We start from the raw sequence: 18,802 nt of genomic DNA on the forward strand, positions 1-18,802 counted from the left end.
GCGCGCTGCCCGGTTGGGCGAGCGGACTCAACAGTTTAAAAAATCACCAGCGATTAGGGAAGCGCTGATTTTTTGACCAGGCTCTTCAACGCGCCGCAAGCACCAATGTAAAGCCCTTGCAGCGGTTTTGGGAAGTGCTGTTTCAGCCCAGCAATTCAGCCAGCAATCTGCCGAAACGCACTTGTTGGCGTTTCTGTTGCAGCTGATTGGCGCGAAAAATCGCTTTCAGATCATCCAGTGCGTGGGCGAAATCGTCGTTGATGATCAGGTAATCGTACTCAACGTAGTGGCTCATCTCGCTGACGGCTTCGCGCATCCGGCCGTCGATGATTTCGTCGCTGTCCTGGCCACGGTTGGTCAGGCGCTGGTGCAGGGCTTGAAGCGATGGCGGCAGAATGAAGATCGAGCGTGCCTGGGGCATCAGCTTGCGCACTTGCTCGGCGCCTTGCCAGTCGATTTCCAGAATCAGGTCGTGACCTTCGTCCAGGGTCTGCTGCAGACGACTTTGCGAGGTGCCGTAAAAGTTGCCGAAGACTTCCGCGCGTTCAAGGAAATCGCCGTGCTCGCCCATCTTCACGAACTCTTCGCGGCTTACGAAGTGGTAGTTCACTCCGTCCACCTCGCCCGGGCGCATGGCACGGGTAGTGTGGGAAATCGAGACGCGAATGTCCGGGTTGGTGTCTGTCAGGGCCTTGACCAGACTGCTCTTGCCCGCGCCCGAAGGGGCGGAAATGATGTACAGGGTGCCGGTGCTGTGGGTCATGTCTGTTGCCTTACTCAATATTCTGCACTTGTTCGCGCATCTGCTCGATCAACACCTTGAGGTTGACCGCCGCCTGGGTGCTGCGCGGGTCGAAGGCCTTGGAGCCCAGTGTGTTGGCTTCGCGGTTGAGTTCCTGCATCAGGAAGTCCAGGCGCCGACCGGCGGCACCGCCGGACTTCAGGACCCGGCGAACTTCGATGATGTGAGTGCTCAGGCGATCCAGTTCTTCGGCCACGTCGCTCTTTTGCGCGAGCATCACCATTTCCTGTTCCAGGCGCTGCGGGTCCATCTCGGCCTTCATGTCGGCGAAGCGGTCGAGGACCTTCTGGCGCTGGGTGGCGAGCATCTGCGGAACCAGTTCGCGCAGCGTCACCACGTCTTCCTCGATGGAGGTCAGGCGATCGTTGATCAGGCGTGCCAGCTCCGCGCCTTCGCGCTCGCGGCCGGCCTTCAGCTCCTTCAGGCCTTGATTGAACAGCTCCAGCGCTTCGGCGTTAAGGGCTTGTGGATCGCTCGCATCGGCCACCAGCACGCCGGGCCAGGCCAGCACTTCCAGCGGGTTCAGCGCGGCCGGATTCTTGATCAGGCCGGCGACGGTTTCGGCAGCGGCGACCAGCTGCGCGGCGCGTTCGCGATCCACTTGCAGTGGCTTGCCGGTACTTTCCTCGGTGAAGCGCAGGGTGCATTCCAGTTTGCCGCGCGACAGGCCCTGACGCAGGGCTTCGCGGACAGCGCCTTCGAGGTCGCGAAACGACTCCGGCAGGCGCAGGTGGGGCTCCAGGTAGCGGCTGTTGACCGAGCGCAGTTCCCAGCTCAGGGTGCCCTGAACGCCGGCTTTCTCGACGCGGGCGAAGGCGGTCATGCTGTGCACCATGGCGGTGACCTCGCGATACAGATCGGCGCGAATTGAAGCTCCGCAGCTCGATATCAATGAATTTAAGCCGACTGGCAGCAAAGGCGCAGGATTGTAGCGCAGTGCGGCGGATGCGCCCAAACACACGGTGTGACAAAGGGCTGCAGGCCGTCGGCAAAGCGCGTTTCAGGGCTTTCGGTCGTCGGCCGGATTTTTTAACGAGTGCCCAGGCGCGGTGCGCGGCTCTATAATGCTCCGCAGTTTTCCGTCCCCAGTACAGGTATCTCCTATGAAACGTCCAAGTGGTCGCGCTGCCGATCAGCTCCGCTCGATCCGCATTACCCGCAACTACACCAAACACGCCGAGGGATCGGTACTGGTCGAATTCGGTGATACCAAAGTCATCTGCACCGTCAGCGTCGAAAACGGCGTACCGCGTTTCCTCAAAGGTCAGGGCCAGGGTTGGCTGACCGCCGAATACGGCATGCTGCCCCGTGCCACCGGCGAGCGTAACCAGCGTGAAGCGAGCCGTGGCAAGCAGGGTGGCCGTACCCTGGAGATCCAGCGCCTGATCGGCCGTTCCCTGCGCGCTGCGCTGGACATGTCCAAGCTGGGCGACGTCACCCTGTACGTCGACTGCGACGTGATCCAGGCCGACGGCGGTACCCGCACCGCGTCGATCACCGGCGCCATGGTTGCGCTGGTCGATGCCCTGAAAGTGATCAAGAAGCGCGGCGGCCTGAAGGGCGGCGACCCGCTCAAGCAAATGATCGGTGCCGTTTCCGTGGGCATGTACCAGGGCGAGCCGGTGCTGGATCTGGACTATCTTGAAGACTCCGCCGCAGAGACTGACCTGAACGTAGTGATGACCAGCACCGGCGGCTTCATCGAAGTGCAGGGCACCGCCGAAGGCGCGCCATTCCAGCCTGAAGAGCTGACCGCGATGCTGGAACTGGCCAAGAAAGGCATGAATGAGATCTTCGAACTGCAACAGGCTGCACTGGCCGACTGAGCAGGTTCGCAACCCGCAAGGAGGACGCGATGAGTGATGAGCAAGAGCTGCTACCCAAGCCGAGCCAGGAGGTTCGCCAATGGGCGATGTTTTGTCACTTGTCCGCCTTGCTGGGGATCTGGATTCCGTTCGGTACGCTGATCGGGCCGTTGATCCTGTGGCAGATGAAGCGCGAGACTGATCCTTTCATCGACGCCCAGGGTAAAGAAGCACTGAATTTCCAGATCACCGTGGCGATCGCTTCGATGATCTGTTTTGTGCTGATGCTGCTGATTATCGGATTCGTGCTGTTCGGCCTGCTGGCCATTGCAGCGCTGGTGCTGACGATCATCGGTGGGGTGAAGGCCAACGAAGGTTTCCCGTATCGCTATCCGTTCACTTGGCGGTTGATCAAATAATGAACGATCGCCCACAAAAAAACCGACAGTGATGTCGGTTTTTTTGTGTCTGCGAAAGGCCGCTTAGATAGTCAGCGTCCAGTCGTAGTCCACGATCAGCGGCGCGTGCTGCGAGAACCGTGGCTGACGTGGCAGGCGTGCGCTGCGCACGAAGCGCCGCAGGCCCGGGGTCAGGATCTGGTAGTCGAAGCGCCAGCCCAGATTCAGCATCTCGGCCTGTTCGTTGTCCGGCCACCAGCTGTACTGGTCGCCTTCGCGGCTGACTTCGCGCAGGGCGTCTACGTAGCCCATGTTGCCGACAATCTCGTCCATCCAGGCGCGTTCCGGCGCCAGGAAGCCCGGGGATTGCTGGCTGTCGCGCCAGTTCTTGATGTCGAGCTTCTGCTGCGCGACGTACAGCGAGCCACAATAAATGTACTCGCGACGTTTGCGCCGCTGTTTGTCCAGGTACTTGCCGAAGTCGTCCATGAGCTTGAACTTCTGGTTCAAGTCCTCATCGCCGTTCATCCCCGAAGGAAGCAGCAAGGTGGCAATACTGACTTTGTCGAAATCTGCTTGCAGGTAGCGCCCGTAGCGGTCGGCCGTCTCGAAACCGAGACCGCTGATGACAGCCTTCGGTTGCAACCGCGAATACAAAGCCACGCCGCCTTGGGCAGGGACTTCAGCATCGCAGGCATAAAGGAAGTAGCCATCCAGTTGGAAGGCTGGGTCATCCAGTTCAAAGGCGGAGGCACGGGTGTCCTGCAGGCAGATGACGTCGGCATTCTGTGCCTGCAGCCAACTGAGCAAACCACGCTCGACTGCAGCCTGAATACCATTGACGTTCACACTGATGATCCGCATAAATGGCCCCAAAAATCGCGTGCGTGTATGATACACGGCGTCAAGCTAATTAGCTAAATCCGTGGTATTTGGGGTTTTTTTCATGCAAGCGTATCAGCGCGATTTCATTCGTTTTGCCATCGATCGCGGCGTTTTGCGCTTCGGTGAGTTCACCCTGAAGTCCGGGCGCACCAGTCCTTACTTCTTCAATGCCGGCCTGTTCAACACGGGCTCGGCCCTGGCGCAGCTGGGGCGTTTCTACGCGGCAGCCATCGCCGAAAGCGGCATTTCTTTCGACGTACTGTTCGGCCCGGCCTACAAAGGCATTCCGCTGGCAGCAACCACTGCCGTGGCGCTGGCCGAGCACCACAACCGTGACTTGCCATGGTGCTTCAACCGCAAGGAAGCCAAGGCCCACGGCGAAGGTGGCAGCCTGGTCGGCGCACCGCTGACCGGCGACGTGCTGATCATCGACGACGTGATCACCGCCGGCACCGCGATCCGTGAAGTGATGCAGATCATCGCTTCCCAGGACGGCGCCAAGGCTGCCGGGGTGCTGATCGCCCTGAACCGTCAGGAGCGCGGCAACGGCGAGTTGTCGGCAATCCAGGAAGTCGAGCGTGATTTCGGTATCCCGGTCATCAGCATCGTGTCGCTGAACCAGGTGCTGGAATTCCTGGCTGACGATCCGCAGCTCAAGCAGCACCTGCCAGCCGTTGAAGCCTATCGCGCCCAGTTCGGCGTCTGATCGCGTCTTCAGGGCAAAAAAAGACCCCGCTCAGCCAGGCTGAGCGGGGTCTTTTTGTTTGCGCGAGCGCTTATGGGCGCTTGCGATTACTGATCAGCGTACCCACACCGGTGTCGGTGAAGATTTCCAGCAGGATCGCGTTCGGTACACGGCCGTCGATGATCAGCGAGCTGCCGACACCACCCTGAACCGCTTCCAGTGCACAGCGGATCTTCGGCAGCATGCCGCCGTAGATGGTGCCGTCGGCGATCAGGTCGTCGACCTGCTGGGTGCTCAGGCCGGTCAGTACGGTGCCCGACTTGTCCATCAGACCGGCGATGTTGGTCAGCAGCATCAGCTTTTCGGCTTTCAGCGCTTCAGCAACCTTGCCGGCCACCAGGTCCGCGTTGATGTTGTACGACTCGCCATTTTCACCCACGCCGATCGGCGCGATCACCGGGATGAAGTTGCCTTTGACCAGCAGGTTCAGCAGTTCGGTGTTGATCCCGACCACTTCGCCCACCTGGCCGATGTCGATGATTTCCGGCTGGGTCATCTCCGGCGTTTGACGGGTGACAGTGAGCTTCTTCGCCCGAATCAGCCCGGCGTCTTTACCGGTCAGGCCGATGGCGCTGCCGCCGTGGCGGTTGATCAGATTGACGATGCTTTTGTTCACCTGACCACCGAGGACCATTTCCACCACGTCCATGGTGGCGGCGTCGGTCACGCGCATGCCGTCGACGAAGTGGCTTTCGATCGACAGGCGCTTGAGCAGATCACCGATCTGCGGGCCACCGCCGTGCACGACCACCGGGTTGATACCGACGGCCTTCATCAGCACGATGTCGCGGGCGAAGCCGGTTTTCAGCTCCTCGCTTTCCATCGCGTTGCCGCCGTATTTGATCACCAGGGTCTTGCCGACATAACGTCGGATGTAAGGCAGCGCTTCGGACAGGACCTGGGCGGTGTGGGCGGCGGCTTCGCGTTCGAGGGTCATTCAGGGCTCCGGGTGAATCAGAAATCAGAACGGTAGTTGGAGATCAGGTGCAACGCGTTTCAGTTGGGCATGGAACACAGCCTTGATGCGCTGCAATTCAGCCTCGTCATCGGCCTCGAAGCGCAGCACCAGCACCGGTGTGGTGTTGGAGGCGCGCACCAGGCCCCAGCCTTTGGCGTAATCGACCCGCACGCCGTCAATGGTGGTCAGGTCGGCGCCTGGGCCCCACTGCGCATCGTGCAGTGCATCAATGATGCTGAATTTGCTCTCTTCGGTCACATGGATATTGATTTCCGGCGTGGAAATATCGTTCGGGAAGGTCGCGAACAGCTCCTCGGCCGAAGATTTTTCCTTGCTGAGGATTTCCAGCAGCCGTGCGGCGCTGTAAATGCCGTCGTCAAAACCGAACCAGCGTTCCTTGAAGAAAATGTGCCCGCTCATTTCGCCGGCCAACAGTGCGCCGGACTGTTTCATTTTCTTTTTGATCAACGAGTGACCGGTCTTCCACATTAGCGGCCGACCGCCATATTCCTTGATCAGCGGGATTAGGCGACGGGTGCATTTGACGTCGAAGATGATCTCCGCGTCCGGGTTGCGCGCCACCACGTCACGGGCGAACAGCATCAGCAGGCGATCCGGGAAGACGATGGTACCGGTGTTGGTCACCACGCCGACGCGGTCGCCGTCGCCGTCGAAGGCCAGGCCGATGTCAGCCTTGGTTTCCTTGACCTTGGCGATCAGGTCGACAAGGTTTTCAGGCTTGCCCGGGTCCGGGTGGTGGTTCGGGAAGTTGCCGTCGACTTCGCAGAACAGCGGGATGACTTCGCAGTTCAGTGCTTCGATCAGTTGCGGGGCGATCACGCCGGCCGCGCCGTTGCCGCAATCGACCACGACTTTCAGGCGCCGGGCCAGTTTGATGTCCTGGACGATTTCGGTGGTGTAGCGGTCGAGGATCTCGACCTGGGTTACGCTGCCCTGGCCGCTGCTCAGGTTGCCGGTCTTGATACGTTCATGCAGGACCTGGATCTGTTCGTTGGCGAGGGTATCGCCGGCGATCACGATCTTGAAGCCGTTGTAGTTCGACGGGTTGTGGCTGCCGGTGAGCATCACGCCGGATTTGCCGGCCAGCACGTTGGCGGCGTAGTACAGCGCAGGCGTCGGCACCAGGCCGACGTCGCTGACATGGCAGCCGCTTTCGGCGATGCCGCGGATCAGTTCGGCAACCAGTTCCGGGCCGGACAGACGGCCGTCACGACCGACGGACACGTTCGGTTCGCCCTGGGCCAGGCTCTGGGAGCCGATGGCGCGGCCAATCCAGTAGGCTGTTTCGCCATTGAGGAATTCCGGCACGGTGCCGCGAATGTCATAGGCGCGGAAGATGCTGTCGGGAAGCTTCGGGGCGACTTGGGCGGGGGTGCTCATCTGCGAAAATGCTCCATCTCGAAAGTGGCTGGACACACCGACGACTCATTCGACGGCAAGCTCAAACTGAAGGATATGACGGCGGTTTTCACAGAGAGTTCGTGGTGTGAAAGGGCCATGACGCCTTGTGCGGCGTGGCTTTGGCCTGCCAATGCCTTGATTTTCAGCAGTAAAGCTTGCAGATGAATCTGCGTATTTTTATGGCGAAGGAGCAGGCTCCCACGCCACAAGACAAATCACTTGGTGCCGGAATGGCCGAAGCCGCCAGCGCCGCGCTCGGTCTCGACGAACTCTTCGACCATTTCGAAATGCGCCTGCACTACGGGCACCAGCACCAGCTGCGCCAGACGCTCGCCCACCGGCATGGTGAACTCGGTCTGGCCACGGTTCCAGCAGGAGACCATCAGCGGGCCCTGGTAGTCGGAGTCGATCAGGCCGACCAGATTGCCCAGCACGATGCCGTGCTTATGGCCCATGCCCGAGCGCGGCAGGATCAGCGCGGCGAGGTTCGGGTCGCCGATGTAGACCGACAGACCGGTCGGGATCAGCACGGTTTCACCCGGCTTGATGACGATGTCCTCTTGCAGCATGGCGCGCAGGTCGAGGCCGGCGGAGCCTGGCGTGGCGTATTGCGGCAGCGGGAATTCGGTACCGATGCGTGGGTCGAGGATCTTGGCTTGCAAAGCGTGCATGTAAATTAAACCTGGTTCAGACGTTCGGCGATAAAAGTGACCAGTTGGCGAGCGATCTTGCTCTTGCTGGTCTGGGCGAAAACCGTGGCGTGCAGCGCACGGTCGATGACGCTGCAGGCGTTTTCTTCGCTGTTGAAACCGATGCTCGGGTTGGCGACGTCGTTGGCGACGATCAGATCGAGATTCTTGTCCTTCAGCTTGCGCGCTGCGTAGTCGAGCAGGTGTTCGGTCTCGGCGGCGAAACCGACACTGAACGGACGGTCGGGACGGGTCGCGATGGTGGCCAGGATGTCCGGGTTACGCACCATTTGCAGGACGAAGCCGTCGCCGCTCGTAGGGTCTTTCTTCAATTTTTGCGGGGCGACGACTTCCGGACGGTAGTCCGCCACCGCCGCCGAGGCGATGAAGATGTCGCAAGGGATCGCGGCTTCACACGCGGCGAGCATGTCGCGGGCGCTGACCACGTCGATGCGGGTGACGCGATCCGGCGTCGGCAAATGCACCGGGCCGCTGATCAGCGTGACGCGGGCGCCGGCTTCCACCGCCGCTTCAGCCAGGGCGAAGCCCATTTTGCCGGAGCTGTGGTTGGTGATGTAGCGCACCGGGTCGATGTTTTCCTGGGTCGGGCCGGCGGTGATGACCACGTGCTTGCCGGTCAGCGCCTGACGCTGGAAGCAGTCCGCCGCGAGCTGGGCCAGATCGGTGGCTTCCATCATGCGGCCCATGCCGACGTCGCCGCAGGCCTGGCTGCCCGAGGCCGGGCCGAAGGTTTTCAGGCCACGGCTTTCAAGGAGTTGCAGATTGGCCTGGGTCGCCGGATCGCGCCACATGGCCTGGTTCATGGCCGGAGCGACAGCGACGATGGCGTCGGTGGCCAGCACCAGCGTGGTCAGCAGGTCGTTGGCGATACCTTGGGCCAGGCGGGCCAGCAGGTCGGCGGTGGCCGGGGCGATCAGCACCAGATCGGCCCATTTGGCCAGTTCGATGTGGCCCATCGCCGCTTCGGCGGCCGGGTCGAGCAAGTCCAGGTGAACCGGGTGGCCGGACAGCGCCTGCATGGTCAGCGGGGTGATGAATTCGCTGCCGCCACGGGTCATGACCACGCGCACTTCGGCGCCCTGATCGATCAGGCGGCGCACGAGATCGGCGCTCTTGTAGGCAGCAATGCCGCCGCCGACGCCCAGAACGATGCGTTTCCGATACAGCCGCTGCATAGGTCTGCCTTTCATTTCGTTGGTGACATACGTGGCGAAACCCCCTCCCCAGGGTGAATTCGCCCGCAAAAAAGATGGGCTACGATATCACAGCGACCGCTACGGAACAGCGGCGCCCACAGACAAGGAAGGTGTATGAGTATTCGCGATTGGCCGGCGGCGGAAAGGCCGCGGGAGAAGCTGCTTGAACAGGGCTCGGGAAGTCTTTCCGATGCCGAATTGCTGGCGATTTTTCTGCGGACCGGCGTATCCGGTAAAAGCGCGGTGGATCTGGCGCGACACTTGTTGAATCAGTTCGGCAGCCTGCGTGCGTTGCTGGAGGCTGATCTCGGGGCGTTCAGCGAGCAATTGGGTCTGGGGCCGGCGAAGTTCGCCCAACTGCAGGCCGTGCTGGAGATGGGGCGGCGACATTTGGCCGAGCGCATGCGGCAGAAAACGGCGCTGGAGAATCCGCAGGTGGTCCGCGATTACCTCAAGGCCATGCTGCGCCATGAGCCGCACGAGGTGTTCGGCTGCCTGTTTCTCGACTCCAAACATCAGGTGCTGACCTTCGAGACCCTGTTTCGCGGCTCGATCGACAACACCGCGGTACATCCCCGAGAAGTGGTGAAGCGCTCGTTGGCCAATAACGCGGCCGCCGTGATCCTGTGCCACAACCATCCGTCGGGCAACAGCGATCCGAGTCAGGCTGATCGATTATTGACCAAGCGCTTGCAGAAGGCTTTGGAGTTGGTTGACGTGCGGGTGCTCGATCACTTCATCGTTGGCGATGGGGAGCCGTTGTCGATGGCGGAGTGTGGCTGGATGTAGCTTCCAAGTACAAACGCTAACCCCTGTGGGAGCAAGCCCGCTCCCACAGGTTTTGTGTTGTGGCGGGTTATTTGAGGGTGACCTTGGAATAGTCCTGCCGCCCGAACGGGGAGACCGAGTAACCCTGCACGTCTTTGCGCGTCAGTGCATACGCCGTCGGATGCGCCAGCGGCAGCCACAGCGCCTGCTGCTGGATCTGCGCCTGCGCCTGCTCATACAGCTTGGTGCGCACACCTTGTTCGCTGGTGGTCTTGCCGGCGCTGATCAGCTTGTCCAGGTCGGCATTGCAGTAGCGGGCGAAGTTGGTGCCGGATTTCACCGCTGCGCAGGAAAACTGCGGCGTGAGGAAGTTATCCGGGTCGCCGTTGTCGCCGGCCCAGCCCATGAACAGCAGGTCATGCTCGCCCGCCTTGGCACGACGGATCAATTCGCCCCATTCGATCACGCGGATTTCCGCCTGAATGCCGATCTCCGCCAGATCCGACTGCAGCAATTGCGCACCGAGGCTCGGGTTGGGGTTGAGCAGGCTGCCGGACGGACGTGTCCAGATGGTGGTCTGGAAACCGTCCTTCAGGCCGGCCTTGGCCAGCAGTGCCTTGGCTTTTGCCACGTCGTGCGGGTAACCCGGCAGATTCTTCGCGTAGCTCCAGGTGTTCGGCGGATACGGGCCGTTGGCGGGCTCGGCGGTGTCTTCGAACACAGCCTTCAGGTAGTTGGCCTTGTCGAAGGCGAGGTTGATCGCCTGACGCACTTCCGGTTTGTCCAGCGGCGGATGCTGGCTGTTGATGCCGACGAATGCGGTCATGAACGCGTCAGTCTTTTCGACTTTGAGCGTCGGTTCCTGCTTCGCGGCCTGTACGTCCAGCGGTTTTGGCGACAGGGCAATCTGGCACTCGTTACGCCGCAGTTTTTGCAGGCGCACGTTGGCGTCCGGCGTGATGGCGAAGATCAGCGGGTCCACCGCAGGCTTGCCGCGGAAGTAATCCGGGTTGGCCTTGTAGCGGATCGACGCGTCTTTCTGGAATCGGGTGAAGACGAACGGGCCGGTGCCGACCGGCTGGCTGTTGAGCTTGTCGGTCGAGCCGGCCTTCAGCAGTTTGTCGGCGTATTCCGCGGAGTAGATCGAGGCGAAGCCCATGCTCAGGGTCGCCAGGAACGTCGAGTCCGGGTGATCGAGGGTGAAGCGCACGGTCAGCGGGTCCAGTGCGTCGATCTTCTTGATCAGGCTCGGCAGCTGCATCGACTGGGCATGCGGGAAGCCACTCTGGGCGACCTTGTGCCACGGGTTGGCCGGGTCGAGCATGCGGTCGAAGCTGAACTTGACGTCTTCGGCGGTCAACTCGCGGGTTGGCTTGAAGTAGTCGGTCGTATGAAATTTCACCTGCGGGTGCAATTTGAAGACATAGCTCAGGCCGTCGGTGCTGACTTCCCAGCTGTCGGCCAGGCTCGGGACCACCTTGCCGCTGGCGGTGTCGAAGTCCACCAGGCGATTCATCAGTACGTCGGCCGAGGCGTTGGTGGTGGTCAGCGAGTTGTATTGCACCACGTCGAACCCTTCAGGGCTGGCCTCGGTGCAGACGCTCAGGGCGGCGGCATGGACCAGGGGGCTCAGCAATAGCGGGGCGAGCAGCAGGGGGAGGGCAGCGAGGCGCATGGTCGGCTTCCTTTACAGATCGAAGGCCCATCTGCAAGTGCAGTCTGGAAAAGGCCTACCCTAGTGGTCGCAATTGCAAATGACTATCCCCTTTTTGCATTTTCGAGTCCTTGTGGCCGGGGAATTGTCGGAAATGGCGGCAGGAAAAATCCCGAATGCGGGTATGATCGATTTTCTTCGACGAATGGTAAAAATTGCCGGCAGCCTTTACCCAAGGCGCTTGCAGGCGGAAAAAGCGGCTTTTTAGCTATTCATTGCACACGGAAAGTTGTTGCTCCGTGGTCTTTCTGGTATAAAGCAGCGCTCTTTTCTAGGGGCCCGGTTCCTTCGCTTGTAGGTGTAGCCGGTAAGACCTCTAAAGAATCGCGGCGCCTGGCGCCACAATGACTAGAGATTAAGCGGCCAACCCATGCCGGGTTGGGCATGTGGTTTTAGAGGGCTGAGGCATGTCTAGAGTATGTCAAGTTACCGGTAAGGGTCCGGTAACCGGGAATAACATTTCCCACGCAAACAACAAAACCCGTCGTCGTTTCCTGCCGAACCTGCAGCATCACCGCTTCTGGGTTGAAGAAGAGAAACGTTTCGTACGCCTGCGCGTTTCCGCCAAAGGCATGCGTATCATCGACAAGCGTGGCATCAGCGTTGTGCTGGCCGAGCTGCGTCGCGACGGCAAGGTTTAAGGGAGCTAATCATGCGTGAATTGATTCGTTTGATCTCGAGCGCCGGTACTGGTCACTTCTACACTACCGACAAGAACAAGCGTACTACCCCGGACAAAATCGAGATCAAGAAATATGATCCGGTTGTTCGCAAGCACGTGATCTACAAGGAAGGCAAAATCAAGTAATTGATTTTTCCCGACTTACGAAAAAGGCCCGTATCTCACGATACGGGCCTTTTTTGTTGTCTGGCGAAAAGCCTCAGGCCTTCTGTTCGAAGATCACATAGACCTTGCGGCACGCTTCCAGCACTTCCCAGGTGCCACGGAAACCGGCGGGAATCACGAAGCGGTCACCGACACGCAGGGTCTTGGCGTTGCCTTCGCTGTCTCGCAGCACTGAAACGCCCTGGAGGATTTCGCAGTATTCATGTTCGGTGTAATTCACCGTCCACTGCCCAACCGCACCTTCCCACACGCCGACACCCATTTGCCCGCAAGGGCTGTCGTACTGATTGAACACCGCCTGCTCGGGATCGCCCTTCAATACTTTGGCCGGGTCCGGACGGTAGCGCTCGGCCTGGTCCATGGTCAGGCTGATGTCGACGACGTTCTGGATGTTCATTGTTGTTTTCTCCCGTGATGACGGCGCGGTGGCTTGAAAGGGCCAAAGTCTATGTTGATTAAATTGAACGCCGCAAGGCCGTATAAGGAGCTTATGTCAAATATATTGAAACAACCCCGGCCGCTGGTTTAGGGTGGCGGATGCCTTGGGCCGAAAAGCAGGCTGGCCGGGCAGTATTCCTGAGGACGACCGCGACGATCGCGGCGCTCGTATTGAACAAGAGGAGGACACTCGAATGACCACCCTGACTCGTGCCGACTGGGAACAACGCGCCCGCGACCTGAAGATCGAAGGCCGCGCCTACCTCAACGGCGAGTACACCGATGCCGTCTCCGGCGAGACCTTCGAGTGCATCAGCCCGGTCGATGGCCGTCTGCTGGGCAAGATTGCCAGCTGTGACGCCGCCGATGCCCAGCGCGCCGTGGAAAACGCCCGCGCCACCTTCAATTCCGGCGTCTGGTCGCGCCTGGCACCGACCAAGCGCAAAGCCACCATGATCCGTTTCGCCGGCCTGCTCAAACAGCACGCCGAAGAACTGGCCCTGCTCGAAACCCTCGACATGGGCAAGCCGATCAGCGATTCGCTGTACATCGACGTGCCGGGCGCCGCGCAGGCGTTGAGCTGGAGCGGTGAAGCGATCGACAAGATCTACGACGAAGTCGCCGCTACGCCGCACGACCAGCTGGGACTGGTAACCCGCGAGCCAGTGGGTGTGGTCGGCGCCATCGTGCCGTGGAACTTCCCGCTGATGATGGCCTGCTGGAAGCTCGGTCCGGCCCTGTCGACCGGTAACTCGGTGATCCTCAAACCGTCGGAAAAATCCCCGCTGACCGCCATTCGCATCGCCGAACTGGCGGTCGAGGCCGGTATTCCGAAAGGCGTGCTGAACGTGCTGCCGGGCTACGGTCACACCGTCGGCAAGGCGCTCGCTCTGCATAATGATGTCGACACCCTGGTGTTCACCGGTTCGACCAAAATTGCCAAGCAACTGATGATCTATTCCGGCGAATCGAACATGAAACGCGTCTGGCTGGAAGCTGGCGGCAAGAGCCCGAACATCGTGTTTGCCGATGCGCCGGATCTGCAGGCCGCCGCCGAATCCGCCGCCAGTGCCATCGCCTTCAACCAGGGCGAAGTCTGCACTGCCGGTTCGCGTCTGCTGGTCGAGCGTTCGATCAAGGACAAATTCCTGCCGATGGTGATCGAGGCGCTGAAAGCCTGGAAACCGGGCAACCCGCTGGATCCGGCTACCAACGTTGGCGCGCTGGTCGATACCCAACAGATGAACACCGTGCTGTCCTACATCGAGTCGGGCCATACCGACGGCGCCAAACTGGTGGCTGGCGGCAAGCGCATTCTTCAGGAAACCGGTGGCACCTACGTCGAGCCGACGATTTTCGACGGCGTGAGCAACGCGATGAAGATCGCCCAGGAAGAGATCTTCGGCCCGGTGCTGTCGGTCATCGCTTTTGATACCGCCGAAGAGGCGATCAACATCGCCAACGACACGCCTTACGGCCTGGCGGCAGCGGTCTGGACTCAGGACATCTCCAAGGCACACCTGACCGCCAAGGCACTGCGTGCCGGCAGCGTGTGGGTCAACCAGTACGATGGCGGCGACATGACCGCGCCGTTCGGCGGCTTCAAGCAGTCGGGCAACGGCCGTGACAAGTCGCTGCATGCATTCGATAAATACACCGAGCTGAAGGCGACCTGGATCAAGCTGTAAGCCGTTGACGGGAGCCCGGTCACTCCAGGCTCCCTGACGAAACAGAGACCCTTGTGGGAGCGGGCTTGCTCGCGAAGGCGGTGTGTCAGTCAGCAATAATGTCGACTGTCAGACTGCATTCGCGAGCAAGCCCGCTCCCACATTGGTTTTGTGGTGCACATAAAAATTATCCACAGGAGCGTGGACCATGCGTTGGGCGACGTATTTCGCCGTGTTGGCGTCTGTCTTGAGTGTTGGCCTGGCCCTCGGTGTCAGCATGCCGCTGGTGTCGTTGCGTCTGGAGGGCTGGGGTTACGGCTCGTTCGCCATTGGTGTGATGGCCGCGATGCCGGCCATTGGCGTGTTGCTCGGGGCGAAGATTTCCAGTCATCTGGCGGCGCGTTTCGGCACGGCGAACCTGATGCGCCTGTGCCTGTGGGGCGGCGCATTGTCCATCGGCCTGCTGGCACTGCTACCGAGCTACCCGATCTGGCTGGTGCTGCGGTTGATGATCGGGGTGATCCTGACCATCGTCTTCATCCTCGGCGAAAGCTGGATCAACCAACTGGTGGTCGAGCAGTGGCGTGGGCGGCTGGTGGCGCTGTATGGCAGCAGTTATGCGCTTAGCCAACTGTCCGGTCCGTTGCTGCTGGGCGCACTCGGCACCGCGCATGATTACGGCTTCTGGGTCGGCGTCGCCCTGCTGATTGTCTCGCCGCTGTTGCTGCTGGGTCGCAGCGGGGCGCCGAGCAGCGAGGCCAGTAGTGTGACTTTCGGTGATCTGTGGGGCTTCAGTCGCGAGCTGCCGGCAATTGCCTGGGCGGTGTCGCTGTTCGCCGCGTTCGAGGCGATGATTTTGACCCTGTTGCCGGTGTATTGCCTGCAACAAGGCTTTACGGCAGAAATGGCGCTGGCGATGGTCAGCACCGTGGTGGTGGGCGATGCGCTGCTGCAATTGCCCATCGGTGCATTGGCCGACTACCTGTCTCGGCGGACCTTGTTCGCCGGTTGCGCCGTGGTGCTGATGCTGTCGAGTCTGGCGATCCCGATGCTGATCGACACCTTGCTGATCTGGCCGCTGTGGGTGCTGTTCGGCGCCAGTGCCGGTGGCTTGTTCACCTTGTCGCTGATCCTGATCGGCGAGCGCTACCGTGACGATGCGCTGGTGCGCGCCAATGCGCATGTCGCGCAACTTTGGGGTGTCGGTTGCCTGATCGGGCCTTTGGCGGCGGGGGCGGGCAGTCAATGGATCAGCGGGCACGCGCTGCCATGGTTTATGGCGGCCGGGGCGTTCGGGCTGGTGATACTGCTGTTGCGGCAAGGTGCGTTCGGCAAGGTGCCGGAGCCTGCCTGAGGATCCGACCGGGGCGGATCGCTACAGCATCCGCTCCAGCCCCACCGTGGTGCTGAACCACGCATTGACGCGCCGCCACCAGCTGCCGGGCTCCTTGGTCAAGGTGTGCATCTGGCCGTTGTCCTCGGTGACCCATACCACTTTCCCGTCCTGCAGTTTCGCTTCGTAGCTCAGCGCCGGGGCCATGCCTTGCAGGGCCAGTTCCCGCACATGGGCTGCCAGTTCGGGGCTGTCCACCAGCACCCCGACTTCGGTGTTCCACAGCACCGAGCGGGGGTCGAAGTTGAACGAGCCGATGAACGCTTTCTTTCCGTCGAAGATCATCGCCTTGCTGTGCAGGCTGGAATCCGAGCCGCGAAACGACTTGCTGTAAAACAGATGCGGGCCGCTGCCGAAGTTATCCCCAGGCTGGCGCCGCAGCTCGAACAGTTTCACGCCATGTTCCAGCAACGCCTTGCGATACGGCGCATAACCACCGTGTACTGCCGGCACATCGGTGGCTTCCAGCGAGTTGGTCAGCAGGCTCACCGATACGCCCGCATCGGCCCGGCCGGTGAGGTAAACCAGCCCCGGCTGGCCCGGTACGAAGTAGGCGGAAATCATCATCAGTTCCTTGCTGACACCCCGCAGTTCCGGTGCCAGTTGCGTGGTCAGCAGCAGTTGCGGATCGGGCTCGCCGTCCGCCAGCACCTTGCTCGGTCCATCCCACAACGCCTGGTTCCACGCCCAGATCAGCTCTCGGCGCCAGATGTCCATGCGCGGGTGGGTGGTGAAGGTCATCAACTGCTGATAGAGCGCGTGATTTTGTTTGCGGGTTTCCTCGAGGGATTCTTCCAGGCGCGTGCGGGTGTTCTGCAGGTCTTTGGCCGAGGGTTTGCTGGAGAGGAATTCGTCGATCGGTTTGCTCAGGGCGCTGTTCCAGTACTGGTCGAAACTGTGTCCGAGCTGTTCGGCGACCGGTCCGACGCTGAGCATGTCGATGTCGGTGAAGTTCAGGTTGGGCTCGGCATCGAAGTACTCGTCACCCAGATTGCGTCCGCCGACGATCGCGGCACTGTTGTCCGCCAGCCACAGTTTGTTGTGCATCCGCCGGTGTTGCTGCGACAGGTTGAACAGCCGGCCAGCGGCGCGGGTCACGCCGGTGCTGCGGCCCAGGTGCAATGGATTGAACAGGCGGATCTGGATATTCGGATGCGCCGCCAGCGTGGCGATGATCAGGTCGAGACCGTCGCTGGTGGTGTCGTCCAGCAGGATCCGCACCCGCACGCCACGGTCGGCGGCCTTCAGCACTTCTTCCACCAGCATTCGCGTGCTGATGCCGTCATGGACGATGTAGTACTGCAGGTCGAGGCTGCTTTGGGCGTTGCGGATCAGTTCGGCGCGGGCGGTGAAGGCTTCGGTGCTGTTGGACAGCAGGCGAAAGCCGGACTGGCCCTTGTAGGGAGCCGCCTGGGCCTGGATCGAGCGGCCGAACGCGGAGTCGGACGCCGGCAAGGCCTGGCTCGATTCGCGCGGTACGTCGATAGACGCACAACCGCCAAGGAACGAGGCGAGTACCAGCAGAGCGAGTAGGGGCTGTCTGAAGCTCACGTGGGATTGTTCCGGTTGGCGGCAGGGTTGGGCATATGGACGCTGTTTGCTCGTGAAAAGTCAGTCGGCTTCCGCCAGCAATCTGATTGCCGTTGCACCGACCTTGCGCACCGCGTCTTCGATCAGCGGTGTCGGTTTGGCCGCGTAGTTCATGCGCAGACAATTGCGGTACTTGCCCGAGGCGGAAAAGATGCTGCCGACGGCAATCTGTACGCCTTGATCGTGCAGCGCACGATTCAGTTTCAGGGTATCGAAACCTTCCGGCAGTTCGACCCAGAGCATGAAGCTGCCTTGCGGACGGCTGGCGCGGGTGCCTGCCGGGAAATAACGGGCCACCCAGTCGATCATCACGTCGCGATTGCGCTGGTATTGCGTGCGCACCCGCCGCAAATGCGGTTCGAAGTGCCCTGCCTTGAGAAATTCGGCGATGGCGATCTGCGGCTGTGGGGCGGTGGAGCCGGTGCTGATGTATTTCATGTGCAGCACGCGTTCGAGATACCGACCCGGCGCAACCCAGCCGATGCGCAGCCCCGGCGCGAGGGTCTTGGAGAACGAGCTGCACAGCAACACGCGGCCATCCTCGTCGAAGGATTTGATCGTGCGCGGACGCGGGTAGGTGTAGGCCAGCTCGCCATATACATCGTCCTCGATGATCGCCACGTCGAAGCGCTGGGCCAGATTGAGCAAGGCCCGCTTGCGCGACTCCGGCATGATGTAACCGAGCGGATTGTTGCAGTTGGGCGTGAGCTGGATGACCTTGATCGGCCATTGCTCCAGCGCCAGTTCCAGCGCTTCGAGGCTGATGCCGGTGAGCGGGTCGGTGGGGATTTCCAGGGCTTTCATGCCCAGCCCTTTGAGGGTCTGCATGGCGCCGTGGAAGCTTGGCGATTCCACCGCGACGATGTCACCCGGATCGCAGATCGCGTGGATGCTGGTGGACAGCGCTTCATGGCAACCGGTGGTGATGACGAGGTCGCTGGCGCTCAACTGGCAGCCGGAATCGAGCATCAGCCGGGCGATCTGTTCGCGCAGTTCGAGGGAGCCGTGGATGTTGTCGTAATACAGACCGGGCATGTCCTGGCGGCGACTGATACGGGCCAGTCCGCGCAGCAGCGGTTTCATCGTCGGTGACGAAATGTCCGGCATGCCGCGACCGAGTTGCACCACATCCTTGCGCGGCACCGTGCGAATCAGTTCCAGCACCTGATCCCACTGGGAAATTTCCACCGGGCGCTGGGCCGGGCGCCCGACCGCTGGCAGTTCCGGCAGCTCGCGGCCGACCGGCACGAAGTACCCGGATTTGGGCTTTGGCGTGGCCAGGCCGCTGTCTTCCAGCATTCGATAGGCCTGCTGCACCGTGCTCAGGCTGACCCCGTGTTCTACGCTCAAGGCGCGCACCGACGGCAGGCGATCACCAGGACGGTAGAAGCCTTGTTCGATGCGGGTGCCGAGCAGTTCGGCGAGGTTCACATACAGGGTCATGGCACTGCCTCGATGCAGGTG

The 18,802-nt window shown here is 61.2% G+C and carries 19 protein-coding genes and 1 pseudogene; 9 read left to right on the plus strand and 11 right to left on the minus strand.

Going from position 1 to position 18,802, the window contains the following annotated elements; all coding sequences use genetic code 11:
- Positions 1–142: 142 nt before the first annotated feature.
- The gene (gene gmk / locus J5M72_RS10620) at positions 143–763 is read right to left on the minus strand and encodes a guanylate kinase (RefSeq protein ID WP_169432461.1); all 621 of its coding nucleotides are present in this window, start codon (positions 761–763) and stop codon (positions 143–145) included.
- Positions 764–773: 10 nt separating this feature from the next.
- Entirely contained in the window at positions 774–1,637 is an 864-nt protein-coding gene (locus tag J5M72_RS10625) for a YicC/YloC family endoribonuclease (protein WP_207865428.1), read from the minus strand.
- A gap of 268 nt (positions 1,638–1,905) precedes the next feature.
- On the opposite strand from J5M72_RS10625, the gene rph reads away from it, so the two are divergent.
- Both rph and J5M72_RS10635 read left to right on the plus strand, forming a co-directional pair.
- A complete protein-coding gene (gene rph, locus J5M72_RS10630; protein ID WP_169432459.1) occupies positions 1,906–2,628 on the plus strand; it encodes a ribonuclease PH in 723 nt (240 codons plus the stop codon).
- Positions 2,629–2,657: 29 nt separating this feature from the next.
- Positions 2,658–3,026 carry a DUF4870 domain-containing protein gene (locus tag J5M72_RS10635; RefSeq protein ID WP_207865429.1) on the plus strand — a complete coding sequence of 123 codons (369 nt, stop codon included), beginning with the start codon at positions 2,658–2,660 and terminating at the stop codon, positions 3,024–3,026.
- A gap of 63 nt (positions 3,027–3,089) precedes the next feature.
- Here the strand turns inward: J5M72_RS10635 and J5M72_RS10640 are convergent, their stop codons facing one another.
- Complete coding sequence (locus tag J5M72_RS10640) at positions 3,090–3,869, minus strand: exodeoxyribonuclease III (protein ID WP_007920349.1); 780 nt, start codon at positions 3,867–3,869, stop codon at positions 3,090–3,092.
- Between the two features lie 82 nt (positions 3,870–3,951).
- Between J5M72_RS10640 and pyrE the strand changes: the two genes are divergently transcribed.
- Entirely contained in the window at positions 3,952–4,596 is a 645-nt protein-coding gene (gene pyrE, locus J5M72_RS10645) for an orotate phosphoribosyltransferase (RefSeq protein WP_169432456.1), read from the plus strand.
- A gap of 70 nt (positions 4,597–4,666) precedes the next feature.
- Here pyrE and argB read toward each other — a convergent pair whose 3' ends face one another.
- The 4 genes and pseudogenes from argB to coaBC all read right to left on the minus strand — a co-directional run bounded on the left by argB (position 4,667) and on the right by coaBC (position 8,900).
- Positions 4,667–5,572, minus strand: coding sequence for an acetylglutamate kinase (gene argB, locus J5M72_RS10650; RefSeq protein ID WP_003229488.1), 906 nt, complete (start codon positions 5,570–5,572; stop codon positions 4,667–4,669).
- A gap of 24 nt (positions 5,573–5,596) precedes the next feature.
- Positions 5,597–6,973, minus strand: a pseudogene (locus J5M72_RS10655) (phosphomannomutase/phosphoglucomutase); the annotation flags it as partial.
- A gap of 257 nt (positions 6,974–7,230) precedes the next feature.
- Positions 7,231–7,686, minus strand: a complete 456-nt coding sequence (gene dut, locus J5M72_RS10660; RefSeq protein ID WP_007954445.1) for a dUTP diphosphatase — start codon at positions 7,684–7,686, stop codon at positions 7,231–7,233.
- A 5-nt stretch (positions 7,687–7,691) separates the two neighbouring features.
- Positions 7,692–8,900 (minus strand): bifunctional phosphopantothenoylcysteine decarboxylase/phosphopantothenate--cysteine ligase CoaBC, encoded by a 1,209-nt coding sequence (gene coaBC, locus J5M72_RS10665; RefSeq protein WP_085606127.1) that lies wholly within the window; start codon positions 8,898–8,900, stop codon positions 7,692–7,694.
- A 135-nt stretch (positions 8,901–9,035) separates the two neighbouring features.
- On the opposite strand from coaBC, the gene radC reads away from it, so the two are divergent.
- A complete protein-coding gene (gene radC / locus J5M72_RS10670) occupies positions 9,036–9,710 on the plus strand; it encodes a DNA repair protein RadC (protein WP_169432454.1) in 675 nt (224 codons plus the stop codon).
- A 67-nt stretch (positions 9,711–9,777) separates the two neighbouring features.
- On the opposite strand, the gene J5M72_RS10675 is transcribed toward radC, so the two are convergent.
- On the minus strand, positions 9,778–11,364 hold the full coding sequence (locus J5M72_RS10675) for an ABC transporter substrate-binding protein (protein WP_207865431.1): 1,587 nt from the start codon (positions 11,362–11,364) through the stop codon (positions 9,778–9,780).
- 79 nt (positions 11,365–11,443) lie between these two features.
- Between J5M72_RS10675 and J5M72_RS10680 the strand changes: the two genes are divergently transcribed.
- The 3 genes from J5M72_RS10680 (at position 11,444) to rpmG (ending at position 12,211) form a co-directional block, all read left to right on the plus strand.
- Positions 11,444–11,611: a hypothetical protein gene (locus J5M72_RS10680; RefSeq protein ID WP_207865432.1), complete on the plus strand. Its 168-nt coding sequence runs from the start codon at positions 11,444–11,446 to the stop codon at positions 11,609–11,611.
- 199 nt (positions 11,612–11,810) lie between these two features.
- Positions 11,811–12,044, plus strand: coding sequence for a 50S ribosomal protein L28 (gene rpmB, locus J5M72_RS10685; RefSeq protein ID WP_003177273.1), 234 nt, complete (start codon positions 11,811–11,813; stop codon positions 12,042–12,044).
- An 11-nt stretch (positions 12,045–12,055) separates the two neighbouring features.
- The gene (rpmG, locus tag J5M72_RS10690; RefSeq protein ID WP_003177274.1) at positions 12,056–12,211 is read left to right on the plus strand and encodes a 50S ribosomal protein L33; all 156 of its coding nucleotides are present in this window, start codon (positions 12,056–12,058) and stop codon (positions 12,209–12,211) included.
- Between the two features lie 73 nt (positions 12,212–12,284).
- On the opposite strand, the gene J5M72_RS10695 is transcribed toward rpmG, so the two are convergent.
- Positions 12,285–12,647, minus strand: a complete 363-nt coding sequence (locus J5M72_RS10695) for a cupin domain-containing protein (protein WP_169432451.1) — start codon at positions 12,645–12,647, stop codon at positions 12,285–12,287.
- A 235-nt stretch (positions 12,648–12,882) separates the two neighbouring features.
- On the opposite strand from J5M72_RS10695, the gene J5M72_RS10700 reads away from it, so the two are divergent.
- A complete protein-coding gene (locus J5M72_RS10700; protein ID WP_085708877.1) occupies positions 12,883–14,376 on the plus strand; it encodes an aldehyde dehydrogenase in 1,494 nt (497 codons plus the stop codon).
- A gap of 187 nt (positions 14,377–14,563) precedes the next feature.
- Positions 14,564–15,709, plus strand: a complete 1,146-nt coding sequence (locus J5M72_RS10705) for an MFS transporter (protein WP_207865433.1) — start codon at positions 14,564–14,566, stop codon at positions 15,707–15,709.
- A gap of 21 nt (positions 15,710–15,730) precedes the next feature.
- Here the strand turns inward: J5M72_RS10705 and J5M72_RS10710 are convergent, their stop codons facing one another.
- Both J5M72_RS10710 and J5M72_RS10715 read right to left on the minus strand, forming a co-directional pair.
- The gene (locus J5M72_RS10710) at positions 15,731–17,299 is read right to left on the minus strand and encodes a phospholipase D family protein (RefSeq protein WP_207865434.1); all 1,569 of its coding nucleotides are present in this window, start codon (positions 17,297–17,299) and stop codon (positions 15,731–15,733) included.
- 60 nt (positions 17,300–17,359) lie between these two features.
- Complete coding sequence (locus J5M72_RS10715) at positions 17,360–18,781, minus strand: PLP-dependent aminotransferase family protein (RefSeq protein ID WP_207865435.1); 1,422 nt, start codon at positions 18,779–18,781, stop codon at positions 17,360–17,362.
- Between the last annotated feature and the right edge of the window lie 21 nt (positions 18,782–18,802).

This window comes from Pseudomonas sp. 58(2021) (assembly GCF_017491585.1).
Classification (GTDB): Bacteria; Pseudomonadota; Gammaproteobacteria; order Pseudomonadales; family Pseudomonadaceae; genus Aquipseudomonas; species Aquipseudomonas fluorescens_BT.

Bases quoted from the DNA above. Each gene is read 5' to 3' on its own strand.
- rpmB (WP_003177273.1), top strand. From the start codon at position 11,811: ATGTCTAGAGTATGTCAAGTTACCGGTAAGGGTCCGGTAACCGGGAAT.
- coaBC (WP_085606127.1), bottom strand. From the start codon at position 8,900: ATGCAGCGGCTGTATCGGAAACGCATCGTTCTGGGCGTCGGCGGCGGC.
- argB (WP_003229488.1), bottom strand. From the start codon at position 5,572: ATGACCCTCGAACGCGAAGCCGCCGCCCACACCGCCCAGGTCCTGTCC.
- J5M72_RS10675 (WP_207865431.1), bottom strand. From the start codon at position 11,364: ATGCGCCTCGCTGCCCTCCCCCTGCTGCTCGCCCCGCTATTGCTGAGC.
- J5M72_RS10640 (WP_007920349.1), bottom strand. From the start codon at position 3,869: ATGCGGATCATCAGTGTGAACGTCAATGGTATTCAGGCTGCAGTCGAG.
- gmk (WP_169432461.1), bottom strand. From the start codon at position 763: ATGACCCACAGCACCGGCACCCTGTACATCATTTCCGCCCCTTCGGGC.
- J5M72_RS10715 (WP_207865435.1), bottom strand. From the start codon at position 18,781: ATGACCCTGTATGTGAACCTCGCCGAACTGCTCGGCACCCGCATCGAA.
- J5M72_RS10705 (WP_207865433.1), top strand. From the start codon at position 14,564: ATGCGTTGGGCGACGTATTTCGCCGTGTTGGCGTCTGTCTTGAGTGTT.
- pyrE (WP_169432456.1), top strand. From the start codon at position 3,952: ATGCAAGCGTATCAGCGCGATTTCATTCGTTTTGCCATCGATCGCGGC.
- J5M72_RS10695 (WP_169432451.1), bottom strand. From the start codon at position 12,647: ATGAACATCCAGAACGTCGTCGACATCAGCCTGACCATGGACCAGGCC.
- J5M72_RS10625 (WP_207865428.1), bottom strand. From the start codon at position 1,637: ATGGTGCACAGCATGACCGCCTTCGCCCGCGTCGAGAAAGCCGGCGTT.
- radC (WP_169432454.1), top strand. From the start codon at position 9,036: ATGAGTATTCGCGATTGGCCGGCGGCGGAAAGGCCGCGGGAGAAGCTG.
- rph (WP_169432459.1), top strand. From the start codon at position 1,906: ATGAAACGTCCAAGTGGTCGCGCTGCCGATCAGCTCCGCTCGATCCGC.
- J5M72_RS10700 (WP_085708877.1), top strand. From the start codon at position 12,883: ATGACCACCCTGACTCGTGCCGACTGGGAACAACGCGCCCGCGACCTG.
- J5M72_RS10680 (WP_207865432.1), top strand. From the start codon at position 11,444: ATGACTATCCCCTTTTTGCATTTTCGAGTCCTTGTGGCCGGGGAATTG.
- rpmG (WP_003177274.1), top strand. From the start codon at position 12,056: ATGCGTGAATTGATTCGTTTGATCTCGAGCGCCGGTACTGGTCACTTC.
- dut (WP_007954445.1), bottom strand. From the start codon at position 7,686: ATGCACGCTTTGCAAGCCAAGATCCTCGACCCACGCATCGGTACCGAA.
- J5M72_RS10635 (WP_207865429.1), top strand. From the start codon at position 2,658: ATGAGTGATGAGCAAGAGCTGCTACCCAAGCCGAGCCAGGAGGTTCGC.